The organism is Acinetobacter sp. YH12251 (genome assembly GCF_013417465.1).
In the GTDB taxonomy this organism is placed as follows: Bacteria; Pseudomonadota; Gammaproteobacteria; order Pseudomonadales; family Moraxellaceae; genus Acinetobacter; species Acinetobacter amyesii.
The window spans coordinates 21363-39316 of sequence record NZ_VPDZ01000010.1 but is presented as its reverse complement, the minus strand read 5'-3'; the positions used below and the strand labels follow the sequence as shown (position 1 = coordinate 39316).

16 protein-coding genes and 1 tRNA gene are annotated in these 17954 nt (G+C 40.6%); 6 read left to right on the top strand and 11 right to left on the bottom strand.

Features of this window, described 5'->3' with window-relative positions; all coding sequences use genetic code 11:
- Positions 1-78: 78 nt before the first annotated feature.
- The 4 genes from mutS to FTV27_RS10205 all read left to right on the top strand — a co-directional run bounded on the left by mutS (position 79) and on the right by FTV27_RS10205 (position 5077).
- Positions 79-2709, top strand: a complete 2631-nt coding sequence (mutS, locus tag FTV27_RS10220; protein ID WP_180078358.1) for a DNA mismatch repair protein MutS — start codon at positions 79-81, stop codon at positions 2707-2709.
- A gap of 386 nt (positions 2710-3095) precedes the next feature.
- Positions 3096-3419, top strand: coding sequence for a ferredoxin FdxA (gene fdxA / locus FTV27_RS10215; RefSeq protein ID WP_004651686.1), 324 nt, complete (start codon positions 3096-3098; stop codon positions 3417-3419).
- A gap of 138 nt (positions 3420-3557) precedes the next feature.
- On the top strand, positions 3558-4280 hold the full coding sequence (locus FTV27_RS10210; RefSeq protein WP_180078357.1) for a D-Ala-D-Ala carboxypeptidase family metallohydrolase: 723 nt from the start codon (positions 3558-3560) through the stop codon (positions 4278-4280).
- Positions 4281-4411: 131 nt separating this feature from the next.
- Positions 4412-5077, top strand: coding sequence for an O-methyltransferase (locus FTV27_RS10205; RefSeq protein WP_180078355.1), 666 nt, complete (start codon positions 4412-4414; stop codon positions 5075-5077).
- Between the two features lie 211 nt (positions 5078-5288).
- Here the strand turns inward: FTV27_RS10205 and FTV27_RS10200 are convergent, their stop codons facing one another.
- The 11 genes from FTV27_RS10200 to FTV27_RS10150 all read right to left on the bottom strand — a co-directional run bounded on the left by FTV27_RS10200 (position 5289) and on the right by FTV27_RS10150 (position 15979).
- On the bottom strand, positions 5289-6131 hold the full coding sequence (locus FTV27_RS10200; protein WP_078193559.1) for a universal stress protein: 843 nt from the start codon (positions 6129-6131) through the stop codon (positions 5289-5291).
- Between the two features lie 130 nt (positions 6132-6261).
- Positions 6262-6879 carry a DapH/DapD/GlmU-related protein gene (locus tag FTV27_RS10195; protein ID WP_180078353.1) on the bottom strand — a complete coding sequence of 206 codons (618 nt, stop codon included), beginning with the start codon at positions 6877-6879 and terminating at the stop codon, positions 6262-6264.
- Positions 6872-7471 carry a YigZ family protein gene (locus FTV27_RS10190; RefSeq protein WP_180078351.1) on the bottom strand — a complete coding sequence of 200 codons (600 nt, stop codon included), beginning with the start codon at positions 7469-7471 and terminating at the stop codon, positions 6872-6874. The genes FTV27_RS10195 and FTV27_RS10190 overlap by 8 nt, the downstream gene beginning before the upstream one ends.
- Before the next feature lie 102 nt (positions 7472-7573).
- Positions 7574-8764 (bottom strand): HlyD family type I secretion periplasmic adaptor subunit, encoded by a 1191-nt coding sequence (locus tag FTV27_RS10185; protein WP_180078349.1) that lies wholly within the window; start codon positions 8762-8764, stop codon positions 7574-7576.
- Between the two features lie 3 nt (positions 8765-8767).
- Positions 8768-10894: a type I secretion system permease/ATPase gene (locus tag FTV27_RS10180; protein ID WP_180078347.1), complete on the bottom strand. Its 2127-nt coding sequence runs from the start codon at positions 10892-10894 to the stop codon at positions 8768-8770.
- Complete coding sequence (locus FTV27_RS10175) at positions 10891-12414, bottom strand: TolC family protein (protein WP_180078475.1); 1524 nt, start codon at positions 12412-12414, stop codon at positions 10891-10893. The genes FTV27_RS10180 and FTV27_RS10175 overlap by 4 nt, the downstream gene beginning before the upstream one ends.
- A 166-nt stretch (positions 12415-12580) precedes the next feature.
- Positions 12581-13324, bottom strand: coding sequence for an LPS export ABC transporter ATP-binding protein (lptB, locus tag FTV27_RS10170; protein ID WP_180078345.1), 744 nt, complete (start codon positions 13322-13324; stop codon positions 12581-12583).
- Complete coding sequence (gene lptA / locus FTV27_RS10165) at positions 13324-13890, bottom strand: lipopolysaccharide transport periplasmic protein LptA (RefSeq protein ID WP_111883783.1); 567 nt, start codon at positions 13888-13890, stop codon at positions 13324-13326. Before lptA ends, lptB begins: the two co-directional genes overlap by 1 nt.
- A complete protein-coding gene (gene lptC / locus FTV27_RS10160) occupies positions 13880-14422 on the bottom strand; it encodes an LPS export ABC transporter periplasmic protein LptC (RefSeq protein WP_180078343.1) in 543 nt (180 codons plus the stop codon). Before lptC ends, lptA begins: the two co-directional genes overlap by 11 nt.
- A 35-nt stretch (positions 14423-14457) precedes the next feature.
- Positions 14458-14997, bottom strand: coding sequence for an HAD family hydrolase (locus FTV27_RS10155; protein WP_180078341.1), 540 nt, complete (start codon positions 14995-14997; stop codon positions 14458-14460).
- A 4-nt stretch (positions 14998-15001) separates the two neighbouring features.
- Entirely contained in the window at positions 15002-15979 is a 978-nt protein-coding gene (locus FTV27_RS10150) for an SIS domain-containing protein (RefSeq protein WP_180078473.1), read from the bottom strand.
- 355 nt (positions 15980-16334) lie between these two features.
- Between FTV27_RS10150 and cysS the strand changes: the two genes are divergently transcribed.
- Together cysS and FTV27_RS10140 are read left to right on the top strand one after the other, a co-directional pair.
- Positions 16335-17756 carry a cysteine--tRNA ligase gene (gene cysS, locus FTV27_RS10145; protein ID WP_180054468.1) on the top strand — a complete coding sequence of 474 codons (1422 nt, stop codon included), beginning with the start codon at positions 16335-16337 and terminating at the stop codon, positions 17754-17756.
- 62 nt (positions 17757-17818) lie between these two features.
- Positions 17819-17894, top strand: a tRNA-Gly gene (locus tag FTV27_RS10140).
- The last annotated feature ends 60 nt before the right edge of the window (positions 17895-17954 follow it).

Sequence of the window (17954 nt, the reverse complement as noted above, 5' to 3'; positions counted from 1 at the left end):
TTTTTAAATCCAATTTTCATCAAAACAGTGTTATTCGTTTAGCAGCGCACAAATTTTTATTTTAAGGTATTTCGTTTCATGCAAGCTGATAATTCCAAAGTTGACCTTTCAACCCTGACCCCAATGATGCAACAGTACATGTCAGTCAAAATGCAAAATCCGCATTCACTGATGTTTTATCGGATGGGTGATTTTTACGAGCTCTTTTTTGAAGATGCGCATAAGGCAGCAAAACTTTTAGGAATTACACTAACACATCGTGGTAAAGCCAATGGTGAGCCTATTCCTATGGCGGGTGTCCCATACCATGCAGCTGAAGGCTATTTAGCCCGCCTTGTAAAAAAAGGGGAAACGGTGGTGATCTGCGAACAAATTGGTGAGGTAACTGGCAAAGGGCCGGTTGAGCGCGGCATTGTTCGTATCATTACACCGGGGACATTAACGGATGATGCACTAATTGCCTCTCATCAAAGTTCAAATTTAGTCGCGATCTGCTTACAACAAAATCAGATCGGGATTGCTTTACTAGACCTCAGTGCAGGTATTTTCAAAGTTCAGCAAATGGACTATCAGCTGGAACAATTGGCAATCGAACTTTCGCGTTTAATGCCGAGTGAAATTTTGATTGATGAAGATCTCATTGACCCGAATATTGTCGAGCAAATTAAACGTCAATTAGACTGCCCTGTCACTAAACGTCCAAACGTCGACTTCAATTTAAATAACGCACAAAAAACGCTGTGTGACCAATTTGCAGTTGCCACACTTTCAGGTTTTGGTATTGACCATTTACCTTTGGCGAAAGCTGCCGCAGCGGCTTTGATTCACTATGCAAAAGTGACTCAAAAAACTGCTTTACCACATATCCGCAGCATTCAACTCGAACAAAGTAGTGATTTTGTGGCGCTCGACCCCGTCACTCGTCGTAACTTAGAACTGATTGATCCCCTATTTGAACATGGCACTTCCCTGTTCCAACTTATCAATGATTGCCAAACTGCGATGGGTGGCCGTCTATTAAGTCGTACCTTAATGCAGCCTTTACGAGATACCGCTTTATTGGATGCACGTTTAGATGCATCACAAGCGATGCTGCAAGGCTATCATGAGTCTCCGATCCGCTTAGTTCTCAAAGAAATTGGTGATATTGAACGTGTGCTATCTCGTGTAGCTCTCGGCAGTGCTCGTCCACGAGACCTAGTTCAGTTACGTCAAACTTGTGCACAAATTCCCTATCTTCGACATGCACTTGAACCGATCATTCAGTCACACCAATCTAAGCTGATCGCTCAGTTAAATGATGAAATGGGTGATTTTCACGGCTTACATGAGCGTCTCATGTCTGCCATCGTAGAAAACCCGCCAGTGCTTTTACGTGATGGAAATGTGATTGCCGAGGGTTTCGACACTGAACTTGATGAACTGCGTAAAATTCGTGACCATGCAGGACAATTCCTCATTGATCTCGAAATCAAAGAGCGTGAACAAACCGGAATTTCAACCTTAAAAATTGGCTATAACCGTGTCAGTGGCTACTATATTGAACTCACTCGAGCGCAGGCTGAGCAAGCACCTGATCATTATATTCGCCGCCAAACCCTAAAAAATGCGGAACGCTACATTACCCCTGAGTTGAAATCTTTTGAAGATAAGGTGCTTTCGAGTGAGTCACGTGCATTAGCGCGCGAAAAAATGCTCTTTGAGCTATTACTTGATGAGTTACGTGCAGATATTGGCAACTTACAAATGATGAGCGCCGCTATAGCGCAAATTGATTTACTGGCTAATTTTGCCCATCAAGCTCGATTACGAAATTGGTCACGTCCTGAATATAGCCCTGAAGTTGGGATCAAAATCAAAGCCGGTCGTCACCCTGTTGTGGAATCTCTGAGCAAATCAGCATTTACTCCAAATGATACTAGTTTGGACTTTAATCACCGCATGGCGATTATAACAGGGCCAAATATGGGCGGTAAATCGACCTTTATGCGCCAAACTGCCTTAATCAGCTTATTGGCCTACTGTGGTAGCTTTGTCCCTGCCCAATCTGCCATTTTAGGGCCGATCGATCGGATATTTACACGTATAGGATCTGCCGACGACTTGTCTACAGGCAAATCAACCTTCATGGTGGAAATGACTGAAACCTCTCAAATTCTTCATCATGCGACCAATCAATCATTGGTACTGATGGATGAAGTTGGGCGTGGTACGAGTACCTATGACGGCTTATCACTAGCGTGGGCATGTGTACTCGATCTCACGCGTCGTATTAAATGTTTATGCCTATTTGCAACGCATTATTTTGAACTCACCGAGTTAGGCAAAGACGCTAATATCGATAACTATCATGTGACTGCTCGTGAGCTAAATGGCAACCTGATCTTACTGCATAAAGTTCAACAAGGCCCGGCGAGTCAAAGTCATGGTCTACAGGTGGCAAAGCTTGCAGGTATTCCTGCGGCAGTGATCAAAGAAGCACAAAATCGCCTTCGCATTTTAGAAACTCAGCAAAAGCAGCAACTCAATACGGCTGTACAAACCGATTTATTCTCTGCACTAGCAGAGCCAGAAGTCATCGAACGCGTGGTTGAAGTTGAAAAAACATCGCCCGTACTTGATGCCTTAGCAGATTTAGATGTCGATAACTTAAGTCCACGTGAAGCACTACAACAACTTTACGCCTTGAAAGATTTACTTAAGATCTAAATTTAGCAGAAGCGATAGATGAGATATGCAAAGAGCACCTATAAAGGTGTTCTTTGCATTGACACCATTCAAACGCGTAAATTAGTGAATGTTTGCTATCTACCACTGCGGCTATTCAGCAATAAATTGATAAAAAAAATTATGTTTTAAAATATTTCATGCTTAAAATGCACATAAAAATATTGTTCGATAAACAGATGTAATTTAATTAGTTTTTGAGTATGATTCTCATTCATTGTGAAATTTACATAAATTGTTCAGTTTTTAGTGATTTTAACAGCACTGCATATAATAATTATCAATAAAAGGAATTGTTAGTTACCCTATTTTTTGCCTAAAATACACCATTAGTTTATTAGAACCATATTTTTTAGGTAGCTGTCGCCATGACCTTTGTTGTCACTGAAAACTGTATTAAATGTAAATATCAAGACTGCGTAGAAGTTTGCCCTGTTGACTGTTTCTATGAAGGTCCAAACTTCCTTGTTATTAATCCAGATGAATGTATCGACTGTGCGCTATGTGAACCTGAGTGTCCAGCTAACGCGATTTTCTCTGAAGATGAGTTACCTGAAGGTCAAGAAGTATTTATCGAACTTAATACTGAACTTTCTCAAAAATGGCCGAACATCACTCAAATTGGTGATCAACCTGCCGACCGTGAAGAATGGAACGGTAAAGCTGATAAATTACAATATCTTGAAAAGTAATTTTACGCTTTCATGAAAAGATCAGCACATGCTGATCTTTTTTTATACTTAAAGCACACATTTCATTGCAAATTATTCAAATTTTCTCAATCAAATTGGATTAAAATAGAACGAGTTTATAAATAATTGATTTCTATAATGAAGCATTTACTCAAGGGATTATTGTCCGTTGCAATATTCCCTCTTGTTTTCATTGGTTGTACAACTACACCACAAAAACAAGGTCACACTATTACAACTCCCGACGGTAAACGTATTTACATACCTCAAGAAAAAGTGGCGACCATCAGACAAGCCCCGCCTAAAGTGGTGCCTTATGCATACAACTCATGGGTCGCATCTGTTGATAATTTACGTCGCGTTCGAGACTATGAAGTCTTTTTAGAGAAAAATGGTGTAGGCAATATCATCCCTTCATTTGAGCTGATGCGTACTGCACGTGATTGGCAAAAATGTGGTCGCTCAGAATATATGGTGCCTAACCGTGAATTATGGCAAAACCAAATTGCAACCTTACGTGTCTTTAAATATTTAGTTGCGGCCAATATCTTAACGGACTTTGAAGTGACTTCGGTTTATCGTGATTTGCCTTTGAACCAATGTGCCGGTGGTGCAAGTTCATCTCGTCACCTATATAACTCGGCGATTGATTTCCGTATTGGACCTGCGTACCCGCAGCCCGAAGACTACAGTTATATTGAAAATACCAAGTTCCGTTTATGCCAATTTTGGTCACAACACGGGCAGAGTCTCAATATGGGATTAGGTTTATATGCCAGCGGACAAATTCATATTGATACTCAAGGCTACCGTACTTGGGGGCCTGATCACTCAAGTCGCTCATCAATGTGTAATTACTAAAACATTACATCGTCATAGCAAGACCTCTTCGTAGGTCTTTTTTGTACATAAAATATTCAAATATAGAACAATAAATTGCGATGTTGGTGGAAAGGTTTAAAATGCTTGCATCAATCACGAGGTGCGACAACATGCAACAAATGTGGACAGACATTGATGCTTACATCGATTCACATTTAATTCCTGAAGATCCAATATTGACCCAAACACTTCAACATACGGATGAACGTGGCTTTCCTGATCATCTTGCTGTAGCGGCTAATCAAGGCATGCTGCTTCAAATGTTAATCCAAATGAACAAGTGTAAACGCGTTTTAGAACTTGGAACTTTTGCAGCCTATAGCACCATGTGGCTAGCACGTGCATTACCTGATGATGGTTATATTCTGACCATTGAAGGTCGTGATACACATGCTGCCCTCGGTCAAGAAAATATTGATAATGCGAAGCTTGCACAAACGATTGAATTGAAATGTGGTCGTGCGGCAGATATTTTACGTGCCCTTCCTGAAAATACCGAAGCTTTTGACTTTATTTTTGTCGATGCAGACAAACAGAGCTATCCTGAATATTTAGAATTAAGCCTAAATTTATCTCATTCAGGTACAGTGATTGTTTTAGACAATGTGATTCGTGCAGGCGAGATTCTGAACGCTGAAAACCACAAACCAAGCATTGAAGGTATTCGTGATATGTTCAAAGCTATGCAAAATCATCCGAAAATTTTATCTTGCACAGCACTTCAAACTGTTGGTTGCAAAGGTCATGACGGTTTTGCAATTGCAATCGTTAAATAATCTCAATCGAGGTGTTTTTTAAACACCTCGAATAAAGGTATAAAAAACAATCAATATAATATTTTATTTTAAAAACAATTACTTACAAATACTACACACAGAGTTATCCACAATTTTTGAGGATAACTCTGATTATTTTTAAATCAACAACTTATTATTTATTTACTCGTAATTGTCCGTCTATTAAATCAACTCTGTTCGTTTGCTCAACTTATTTTACAACCAACAATGGAACACTCGAATTTCTGAAAATACTGGTGGTGATACTGCCCAAGAAGAACTGATGGATTTTACTGTGGCTAAACGCACCCAGTACGATTAACTGAATGCCATGCTCTTGTTGATAGTCCAGAATATTTTCCGAAACATCGCCATAGCGGTATTCCGTCACCACATCTAGACCGGCATTGGTTAAATAATTTTTTGGATCATCCAAGATTTGTGGGTGATCTCCAACATAAACCAAATGACATTGTAAGAGTTTGAGTAGATCACTTTGTGCCACACGCTTCATTAACTCAACGCATTTAGGCGAATATTCATAGGCAAAAATAAAGCGAGTCGGTGGTTTAAACGTTGGTCCTACGGTCATAACTGTACAACTTGCACCACGAATAAAGTTTTCAACATTACTACCGAGCGGCTTATTGCGCTCTGCTGAACGTTCACCTACCCGACCAATTAAAACAATATCGTCATCTTGCAAAATATTAAAACTTTGCTCTAAGAAGTCACCCTTTTCCTGAATATGGGTGGTTTGAATCCCATGCTTATCTTGGATCATTTCAGAAATGTGTTTGAGCAAATTATTACTATAATCTAAAGCTAAATCACTTTGTTTTTGTTCTAACTCCGCGAGTTCTTTCAAGAGCATGGCATTACTTTCAAACCCAATCACGCCACTGATTTCACCTAAGTGATAACTTGCCGGATAGTAATCAAGTATTTGTAGTAAAACCAACTCGCGGTGAGTTTGTTTAGCAACCCAAGCAGCAGCATCAGCTAGTGCATTAATGCATGGAGAAGAGTCGATACAGGCGATAACTCGTTTCATGATTAGCCCTCGTTTTATTATTGCTTGGCTATAAAATGTTGTTTGTTATTTTTAACTTATCACAACTCTGTTTCACTGTGCATGCAATTGTGTAAGCATAAAAAATATTTATGACGTATTTGGCGATTATTTATTCACGATATCGAATGAATTTTGCAGGATTTCCAGCAATGATTGCACGCGCTTCGACATTTTTCGTCACCATACTGTTCATACCGACTACAGCCTGCTCAGCAATGTGAATGCCATCCTTGATTCCAACATGCGTACCTAACCAAACATCACGCTCTATCTCAATCCCTTGTGATCGTACAGCCTGCTGATAGATCGGTTGATTGACATCCATTCCATGATCGAAAGCATATAGATGGCAATAAGCGGCCATACGAACTTGATCATGAATTTTTATGCCCACGCGCCCACCATCTAAAATACAGTGATGATTGATCGCCACTTCATTGCCAATTTCTATTGGGCCATGCAGGGTACAATCCGCCGCAATAAAGCTGTTATCTCCAATAACAATCTTACGTCCCGGTTCGGCAAAAATATGAGCCAAGGGTGATATAAAACAATTTTCACCAATTTCCACAGTTTCCATCGATTTGAGATAGTCTTGATATTCTTGTTGCCAAGCTTCAGCCCAACCACGATTTTTCGGTTTGAGTGACCAATACAACCAAGGCATATAATTCAAACGATGCTTATGTTGCTCTCGATATTTCAATAATGGATCTATTTCATTCATCTTCAGCAGCCTCAACGATATGCAATTGTTCACGTCCGCGAGTTACATCTTGAATCTTTAACTGTAGCGGTTGGATTTGATGAATTTGCAATGCTGCAAGTACATTTACGCCCTGCGCTGTATAGTCTTCCTGAAATTCAATTTGCTGCTGACTGAGTTCGTATTGGAAAATTGCCCATTCATTAAATTGACAACTAAACTGCACTTTTTTCTTCTCAATAAGTTCAATTTTTTCAGCTTGTAAAAGGCATTGACCTGCACAGCCACCATAGGCACGTACCAATCCCCCTGTCCCGAGCTTAATTCCGCCATACCAACGATTAACCAAGACCAACACGTTGGTTAGGTCATTCCCTTCTATGGTTGCTAGAATGGGCCGACCTGCTGTGCCTGAAGGCTCACCATCATCATTAAAACGTACGGTATGTCCAATTTTCCATGCCCAACACTGATGTGTTGTTGAGATATCCTTATGGGCTTCGAGAAAATCTTTAACGGCTTGTTCATTTTCCACAGGAACTGCGATGGCTTGAAAACGACTTTTTTTAATGTCTTCTTCATATTCAAACTGTGCGGCGAGTGTAAATGGCATAACGTCTTTAGATCCTCTATCAAAGGATATTATAGCGTTTTTTGAAAGACTTACATCCACAAAAAAGCCCCCAATACTGGAGGCTTGATTGGCACTGCGTTATTAACGTTCGCGAAGTGCTTCTTTTGCTTTATTGAATGGCTTGATTAAGTATTCAAGTACAGTTTTCGAGCCGGTACGGATATCAACTGTCGCCACCATACCCGGAGTGATACTAAAACTTTTACCTTCTTTATTGCTTAATTTATCACTATCTGTACGGATATAAACACGATAATAGAACTGATCTTGTTTCACTTCATCACGTAAAGTATCTGGTGAAATGACGGTCACTTTACCTTTTAGACCACCATAGATCGAATAGTCATATGCCGTAATTTTCACTAAGGCTTCTTGACCCGGACGAATAAAAGCAATATCTCGCGGTGAAATACGTGCTTCAACCAGAAGCTGTTCATCCAAAGGTACGATGGTCATCAATTTACCATTTTGCGGAATCACACCGCCCAATGTCATCACATCAATTTCTTTGACCACACCACGAACTGGAGATTTAAAAACGGTACGGCTCAGCGTATCCGATTTGCCTTTCACCACTTGTTGCTGCGATTCAATATCAGTATTGGCTTTCGACAATTCTTCCCGTGATTTCACCAAATATTGGTTACGGACATCATTTAACTGATTTTGTAAGTCATTCGCTGAACGCTTTAAACGAAGTACTTCAACTTCACTTGCTGCCCCTTTAGCAACGAGCGGCTCAGTCATGGCCAATTCTTGTTGAACTAACACCAATGCCTGTTTTAAGCCGGCAACAGATTCTTCCAAGTTTGCACGCCGGGATTGATATAAAGCTGTTTCTTCCTTCACTAAAGCTGGAATCTTTTGAACATCTTCAGGAAAGCTTAATGGTGTACCATTCACTTCTGCACGTAAACGTGCTGCTGTCGCACGTGATGCCACAAGTAAAGACTCGGTTTCACCAACATTTGATGCGAAGCGTGTTGGATCGAGTTGCGCAAGGACTTGTCCTTGTTCAACAATTTGACCTTCCTTCACATTCAACTTGGTTAAAATACCTCCCTCAAGCGACTGAACAATTTGTTCTTTCGAAGATGGAATCACTTTACCTGTCCCTGTAGAGACTTCTTCTAATTTAAACAACCAAGCCCAAACTAAAAGGATTGCCAGACCAATCGTAATAATCCAAATGATTAAACTCGATTTCGGTAATGGTGGCTCTTTAAAGCTGACTTTGGTCGAGCGTTGTATTTCTTGTTTATTTTCACTCATGATTTAAGCCCCAGCTACTTTTTTCTGAGCATTCTGATTCAGAATTTGATCACGTGGCCCATCCATGACAATTTTACCTTCATTCACCACAATAATGCGGTCAACCAACTCAAGTACCGCACGGCGATGTGTTGCCACCACCATAGTTCGGTTTTGTAAATAACCTTTTAAATGATCGATCAACTGCTTCTCAGATACGTCATCAATGGCTGCTGTAGGTTCATCAAGCAATAAAATATTGGGTTGACGAATCAATAAGCGTGCAAGCAACAAAGCTTGGCGTTGACCGCCAGAGAAGCCTACACCACCTTCTAAAATGATATGGTCTAGCCCTTCTTTTTTCTCTTGAACAAAGTGAATTGCACCCGTAATTTTCAGTACTTCAATCAATTGTTCATCAGTCGCCAGCGGAGCACCCAAGGTCAAGTTTTCACGAATCGTACCATAAAATAACTGTGAATTTTGGTTCAATAGCCCCATATCACGGCGTACATCTGCGGGGTCAATTAAAGACAGCTCAATCCCATCTAATTTAACTTTGCCTTGTACTGGCGTTTGCATACCCGATAACAATTGGAGTAGCGTCGACTTACCAGCACCGTTACGGCCCAAAATTGCGATTTTTTCTCCAGCCTTAATTTCCAGTTTTGGAATTAAAAGACTTGGACGTGGGTCATCTTCACCATACTTAAATGACACACCATTGAGTTCATAATGACCATTAATTGATGGTCGATGAATAAGATGAGAATAATCCGGTTGATCGACAGGTTTCTTCATGAGTTCATCAAGACCTGCTTTCGCCACTTTAGCCTGTTGTAAACGACCTAATACCCCAGCCAGTGCAGAAATTGGTGCCAACATTCGTGAGGACAAAATCGAACAAGCCACCAAAGCACCTGTGGTCATTTCACCTTTCATCACAGCAAAACAGCCGACAAGTACAACAATTGCAAACGTTAGACCCTGAATTTTTTGTGTCCATGCCGACATTAAGCCCACGATTTTACGTTGACGCATGCTGACATCAGCAGACACTTCATTCATGTGGTTCCATTGGTTTTGGAAACGTGATTCAGCACGAAGTAATTTGACATCCTCCATACCTTGCACAGATTCAACCAATAAGGCATTACGAATCGAAGACTCGCGCATACCCATTTGTGCAAGTTTAGCCAATGGTTTTTGCGCCAAAATCCCTGGAATAATCATCAAAGGAACCACCAACAGCATAACCCAAAATAGATTGCCACCAATTAACCAGAAGATGAACAAGAATAGGAAGAAAAACGGTAAGTCGGCAATCGCAGTAACAGTCGTCGAGGTGACCATCTCACGCACGCCTTCTAATTCACGAATCTGTGAAATAAAAGTTCCCGTTGATTTTGAGCGTTCGCTATTTTTAATTCTTAATGCATGACCAAACACACGATCAGATATTTTTAAATCGGCACGTTTACCAATAATATCCGACAAATAAATTCGTGAAACACGTAGTGCAAACTCAAATATCGCCGCAATTAATACCCCACCTGCAAGTACCCATAAGGTTGGCACAGATTGAGATGGAATGACACGGTCGTACACGTTCATCGAGAACAAAATGGTGGCAAGGGCCAAAATATTTGCCATTAATGAAGCAAACATAATGTCGATGTAGCGTTTCCAGTCTTTTAAAACGATCGACCAGAACCAATTTTTTTCAAACGGCTTGATGTATTCATCAACACGTGCATCGGGTACAGATGACTCTGGACGCAGAATATATATATTGCGAACGCCATGGCTCAATCGTTCAATAGAGAAGACTTGAGATAAACCTTCATCTCCGCTCAATTGGACACTGGCATTACCGTCTACGTCGATGCGTTCTACCACACCCACTTCACCACTGATAAACTCAACCAATACAGGTAAGCGCCATGGGTTGAGCAGATTTATGTCATATTTATTTTTTCGAACACTTAATCCAATTTGGCGTGCCATGACTGCAACCAGTTCATCGGCATTTTTGTGTTGATCCCAATCCAACTGCAACCGTATACGTTCTTCAGAGGGTTCAATTCGATAATGCTTTGCAATATTCAGAACCGCTTGCAGCCACGGTTGATAATTTATTGTATTACTCATGGCTGAACTTCAAACCCCTGAATAGATATATTATTAAGTTCATAAATATTTCGTGAACGCCCTGTCACTTGGATGTACTGTGCAAGTGCTGAGTAGATATCATATTGCGATGTCACAATTTCTTGTGCGGCACTATGTATGGCTTGCTCTGCATTCAGTAGATCGACAACCGTTCGAGTTCCTAATTTATATTGTTCTTGATACAGCTCTTTGGTTCTTACCGTTGTTTCACGGCGCTGCACCAATATCGACATTTGACGCTTTTTATTTTCGATTTGTTCACGAATCATTCGGACTTGATCAATCACATCCAAATACACTGTATTTACTTGTGCTTTTGCTGCTTCTTCTGCATAGCTTGCGGCACGTGTTTGCGCTGCAATTGCACCACCTTGGTAAAAATTACTGGTGGCTTCCAACATGATTGAATTATATAAACCATCATCTTCATCATTATTTGGATTACGGCCATTCACCGCCTGACTCAGACTGCCTTTGACATTGAGGGTTGGATAAGCACTTAATTTTGACTGTTGCTTTTGCAATTTGGCAATTTCAACCCCAGCCTGTGCTTTCATCATGCTCGGAATCATCTTGAAATCCGGATCCTCATATAGAGCTGCAGCCGTTAAGATGCGATCTGGGATCACCCAATTGATCTGACTTACATCAAAACCTAACAAGGTACGAAGTCGCTGTTGGTACTGTCGAAGTTGAGTTTCTTGCACAATTAAATTTGATTCTGCAGCTTCTAAATTTGACTTGGCTTGAATAGGGTCTGCTTGACTACTGATCCCTGCGGTTGCACGTAAGTTAGCAATCTCAGCAATCCGACTCACACCGGCAATTTGCTGCTGCGCAATTTTAGCCACTTCTTGATATCGTTTAATGTTGATAATTGCATTTGCAACATCAAAAGAAACTTCATCTAAATTTACAAGTACATTAGCCTGCTCTTGTAACATTTTTGCTTCTTCGATACCGACAGCACTTTTGGTTTTACCAAAGTCATATAACATCTGCGTCGCATTTAAAGATACCAACTGACGTCCACGCTCGCCTTTTGTCAGATCTGCGGTACTTAATCCACCTGAAATTTGGGGATAATATGCAGCATTCGCTAGGTCAATATTAGCGTTTTGCGATGCGACTGTAGCAATACTTTGTGTGATTTCTGGACGTCTTTGGACGGCGATATGTATCGCATCAATAAAACTTAGATTCTTCGCTACTGTGCTTGGATTATAGCTGCCTTGTTGCGTTCGACCATAAGCAACGGCTGGCATTTCTTGGACACGTGAGGTATCTAAATTATATTTACTGAGTTCTGTGATGTTAATTTTTTCGGCAGAAGGTTTCGGCTTATTAGGTAAAAAAATCTTATCTAATGTCTTTTGAATGGTACTTTGTGCAGTGCCGGTATCTGCTGCATACACTGAACCAATGGAAAAGGGTAATAATAATATACAAAAGAAATTGCACTTATTTTTACGCGGACGCCCAACTTCTGGACCATTCATCTTTCGTAATCGCATGATTTTTGCAGGTCGTATTTTTAGTTTAAAGTATACTGAATTCTTGTTAATTTTTTAGATTAATCGCTCAGTTTTTGTCATTTCAGACAATAACATAAACCCGCTGAATGAAACTAGCGCCATTCAACGGGAAATTTCTTATATTATTCAATTAAACGGTAAAATCATCACCAAGATAAACTTTACGTACAGTTTCATCCGCAAGGACTTCTTCTGGAGTACCTTCTGCAATCACTGAACCTTCGCTCACGATATAGGCATGCTCACAAATCGCAAGGGTTTCTCGCACATTATGGTCGGTAATTAATACACCAATACCGCGATCTTTCAATGTTCGGATAATGTCTTTGATATCACCCACCGAAATAGGATCAACCCCTGCAAAAGGTTCATCGAGCAACATAAATTTAGGATCTGCTGCCAAAGCACGCGCGATTTCCGCACGGCGTCGCTCACCACCTGACACACTCATACCAAGAGAATCTTTAATATGTGTGATTTTAAAGTCGGCAAGCAATTCCGTTAGACGTTGCTGACGTTGTTGCTTATTTAAATCTTTACGGGTTTCTAAAATCGACATGATATTTTCAGAAATGGTTAATTTTCTAAAAACAGATGCTTCTTGAGGTAGATAACCAATACCTTTACGTGCGCGCTCATGCATTGCCAAGTCAGACAAATCAAGATCATCTAAATGAATCTCACCTTTATCCATACGCACCAGGCCAACAACCATATAGAAACTTGTGGTTTTACCTGCACCATTTGGACCAAGTAAACCCACAATTTGACCACTTTGCATGCTAAAGGATACATCCTTTACCACCCAACGCTTACTGTAGTTTTTGGCTAAATGTTTAATACATAAAGTTTGAACTTGCGAGGTTTGCTCCATTAATCACGTGCTCCCGGAAAGGACTTAGTGCTTGACGGTGGAATCACGATTTGAACACGACCTGAAGAAGATCCAGATTTATTTGGTGTACCTTCAGCAACGATGTCACCTTTATTCATACTGTATTTCAGGCTATTACCACGAATACTTGCACCATCTTGTTGTAACAAAGCACCACCCGTCATGGTGATAATTCCTGTTTCAGCATTGTAGACGATTTTCTGTGCTTGGCCTTTTGCATAGCCTTTGGCAGGGTCAGTTTTTTGTTGGAAATGTGCTGGCCCACCCGTTGCTGTAATCGTACTGATCTCTTTTTTACTGTTTAAGTTCGCAACGATTGAGTTTGCCTGAAGCTTCATCGAACCCTGTTCAATGATGACATTACCGGTATACGTCGTAATCCCAGTTTTTTCATTAAATGTTGCACGATCGGCAACCAATGAAATCGGTTGATTACGATCTGAAGGCAAAGCAAAAGCTGCAACTGAACATAACGCCAGTGAACCGAGTAGCGCTGTACGTTTTAGGAAAGTTTTTGCAGTTTTTCGATTAAAATTATGGTTCATACTTTCCTCGAATATTAAAAAATTCGTATTGACCGTCGTTTAAATTTGCTTTTAAACCTTGGCTGACAAATTCGGCTTGTGGTGAAATCACCGTTACAGTCTTGTCCGTTTCTATTTCACGCTGTTTTGGAAAAGCAGTTAGTTCCTCAGTACGAAACTCCATTTGCCCTTCACTCATCAATTTTGTCGCAACCACATTGTCACTCAGTACGACTTTTTGGTTATCGTCCATACCATTGGCTTGTTTGGCAAAGAACGTGGCATCAACAGCACCATCTTGATAGGTCGATGCTTTCAGATTGACCAAATGAGACGTTTGCTTTTGCAAATCCTGCTCAAGTCGATCGACTTGCGCACGAATATGCAATTTTCCCTGCTCATCAGTCTGCGTCAGGTTAATGTTTTCAGCTGAGTAAGTCATACTTTTCGAAGAGTCCGCCTGAAGCTTATTACCCTTTCCACCGAAATAGTAAAAACCACCGCTTACTGCAGCAATGACCACAGCTGTCACGTATAAAACTTTAGTATCCATAAGCGGAGATTCAATCCAATGACTGCATCAATTTATTAATAAGGTGCACTTGCATATTTTTCAAGTAGTTCCTGGTATACACCTTTAGAAACTAAAAGCATATCGCAGATTTCACGAACAGCACCACGTCCACCCATCGCCTGCGTAACAAGATCTGCACGGCGACGTACTTCTAAATGTCCATTTGGTACGGTCACTTTCATCCCCGCAATAGCGAAGGCTGAAAGATCGGGCCAGTCATCGCCCATATATAGGCAATCTGAAGGATCAATACCGAACTGTGCGCAGGCTTCAGTCAAGGCAACGCCTTTATCTTCACGACCTTGAAAGACCAAATCGACACCTAAGTCAGACATGCGTTTTTCAACAATATTACTTTTACGGCCAGTAATAATGATGACTTTGATACCCGCTTGTTGCACCAACTTCATGCCTAAGCCATCTCGAATATCAAAGGATTTGATTTCATCGCCGCTATTTGTCAACGTTACAAATCCATCACTTAAAATTCCATCTACATCCAGTACTAGTGCTTCTATGTGACGCGCTTGTTCTAGCAATACATACGATGCCATTTTCTTAATTTACCCCAGCCTGAATCAGATCATGCATGCTGATAATCCCAATCACTTTATTGGCATCATCAACAACCACAAATTGTGTAATTTTCTTGTCGTTCATACGTTCTAAAGCATGTACCGCGCGTTCTTCTTGTGAAATCGTCAAAGGATTTTTAATCATCACTTCTGAGACTTTCATATTCACATCAAAGCCTTGCTGTTTATCAATCAAACGACGTAGGTCACCGTCGGTAAAGATACCCAATAAGGTATCGTTTTCATCGACAATTGTGGTGAGTCCCAAACGTTTATTTGAAATTTCGTAGAGAACTTTATTCATTGGTGTCTCTGGCGACACTTTGGGTAAGTCTTCACCTGTATGCATTAGATGTTTTACATGCAATAACAAACGCTTACCCAACGCTCCAGCAGGATGAGATCGTGCAAAATCATCCGAGGTAAAGCCACGTGCATCCAATAAAGCAACCGCAAGGGCATCACCTAAGGCTAATGTTGCAGTGGTACTTGAGGTCGGAGCTAGACCCAAAGGGCATGCTTCTTGAATATTACCCAAGGTCAATGCGACATCAGCATTTTGTGGCATTGGGCCTTTATTGTCGCCACTCATAGTAATGAGAGGAATGCCCAAATGTTTGATCAATGGCATCAGCATCATAATTTCATCACTCTTACCTGAGTTTGAAATTGCAATGAGCACATCACCTTTAACCAACATGCCCAAATCACCATGTCCAGCTTCACCCGGATGCATGAAGAAAGATGGCGTACCAGTCGAGGCAAATGTAGCGGCCATTTTACGACCGATATGACCCGATTTGCCCATACCAGTAATCACTAAACGCCCTTTGCACTGTAAAATGATTTCGCAGGCTTGGCTAAAACGATCATCTATTTGCGTCGCTAATACTTGTAAAGCATGCTCTTCAATACGCAAAGTTTCTAATGCGACTTTCTGAAAATCGACTTGATTCGGCATATTTGGTGGATTCAAAGTTGTTATACCTTAAGCCGTGAGAGGTGCGCTCTCACTTTCAAAATAAAAAATTTTCACAATTTTATCATATCTATGCAAATAGCACGTTTCCAAATGTATAAGAATTCATGAATTATGCAGAAAAGATGCATTTCTTCTTTTTAACTTAGGAACAGATAAATTGAATTAAACTCTCAAATGAAATTCAGCCCGAATCAAATGAGCCTTCAACTTCTTTTTCCAGCAGTACAATTACATCAAGCATTAAAAAATATCTGCTTTTTTGGGTTTTAACTTTATGAATAAAAATGCTTAGGTTAAGATGAGCCATCTTTTGGTAGAAACAATTTGAAGACCTATGCAACCTTTTGTTCTATATAACTCAGAGCAACGTAAAAAAGTAGAATTCGTACCTCGTAAAGAAGGACATATCGACATGTATGTCTGTGGAATGACCGTGTATGACTACTGTCATATTGGTCATGCTCGAGTTATGGTTGCATTCGACTACATTATCCGTTTCCTGCGCAGTCAGGGCTGGAACGTTAAATACGTTCGCAACATTACCGATATTGACGACAAAATCATTGCCCGCGCCAATGAAAATGGCGAAAGCATTACTGCTTTAACCGATCGCTTTATCAAGGCCATGAACGAAGATGCTGCCAATTTAGGTTGTGCAGCACCTGATGAAGCACCACGTGCAACAGACTATATCGATCAAATGCAGAATATGATTGGTAACTTGGTTAACAAAGGTACAGCATATCCATCTGCAAATGGCGATGTTTATTTTGAAGTTGAAAAGTTTGCCAAATATGGTCGTCTTTCGGGTCGTAAACTTGACGATATGCAGGCTGGTGCTTCTGAACGCGTTGATGTAGAAGTAGAAAAGAAACATCCTTTTGACTTCGTGCTTTGGAAACATGCCAAAGAAAATGAACCTTCTTGGGCTTCGCCTTGGGGCAATGGCCGTCCGGGCTGGCATATTGAATGTTCCGCGATGTCGACCTGCTGCTTAGGTAACCATTTTGATATTCATGGTGGCGGTTCAGACTTAACTTTCCCGCATCATGAAAATGAAATTGCGCAATCTGAGGCATCTACTGGCGAACAGTATGTTAATTACTGGATGCATGTCGGCTTTATTAATGTCGATGGCGAAAAAATGTCGAAGTCTTTAGGTAACTTCTTCACTATTCGTGATGTGATGGATAAATTCCACCCTGAAGTGATTCGCTTCTTTATTGTGTCATCACATTACCGTAGCCCAGTAAACTTCTCTGACACTGCTTTAAAAGAAGCGAAAAATACCCTTTCCCGTTTCTATCATTCATTTAAAGCTTATCAGCAAGTCTATGGTGAAAAAACCGTAGAAACTTTGGATGATGCTTTAGTTGAGCGCTTTAATGCCGCTATGCGTGATGATTTCAACACCGCAGAAGCAATTGCGGTATTGTTTGAAGTCAACAAAGAATTGAACCGTGCCGTAAAAGATGAAAATGCTGAACAAGCGGCTGTGTATTATTCGACATTGCGTCACTTGACCAATATTTTAGGTTTGGTTCAGCACAATGTTGATGAATTTTTAAAATCAGATATTGGTCAAGAAGCACTAGGTCTCTCTGAAGAGCAAATTGAAGATTTAATTCAACAACGTAAAGATGCGAAAAAGGCCAAAGAATTTGCCAAAGCAGATGAAATTCGTCAGTCTTTACTGGATCAGGGCGTAGTTCTGGAAGATACACGTCAAGGTACTATTTGGCGCCGTGCTGATTAATTAAGCAAACAGAAGCATAGAGAGTTGACAGCTGTGTGAAATTCTCTATAATTCACCTCATTGCGGGAATAGCTCAGTTGGTAGAGCATAACCTTGCCAAGGTTGGGGTCGGGAGTTCGAGTCTCCTTTCCCGCTCCAGAATACGAAAAACCCTCATCGAAAGATGAGGGTTTTTTTATGTTTAAATTTTTCTTCAAA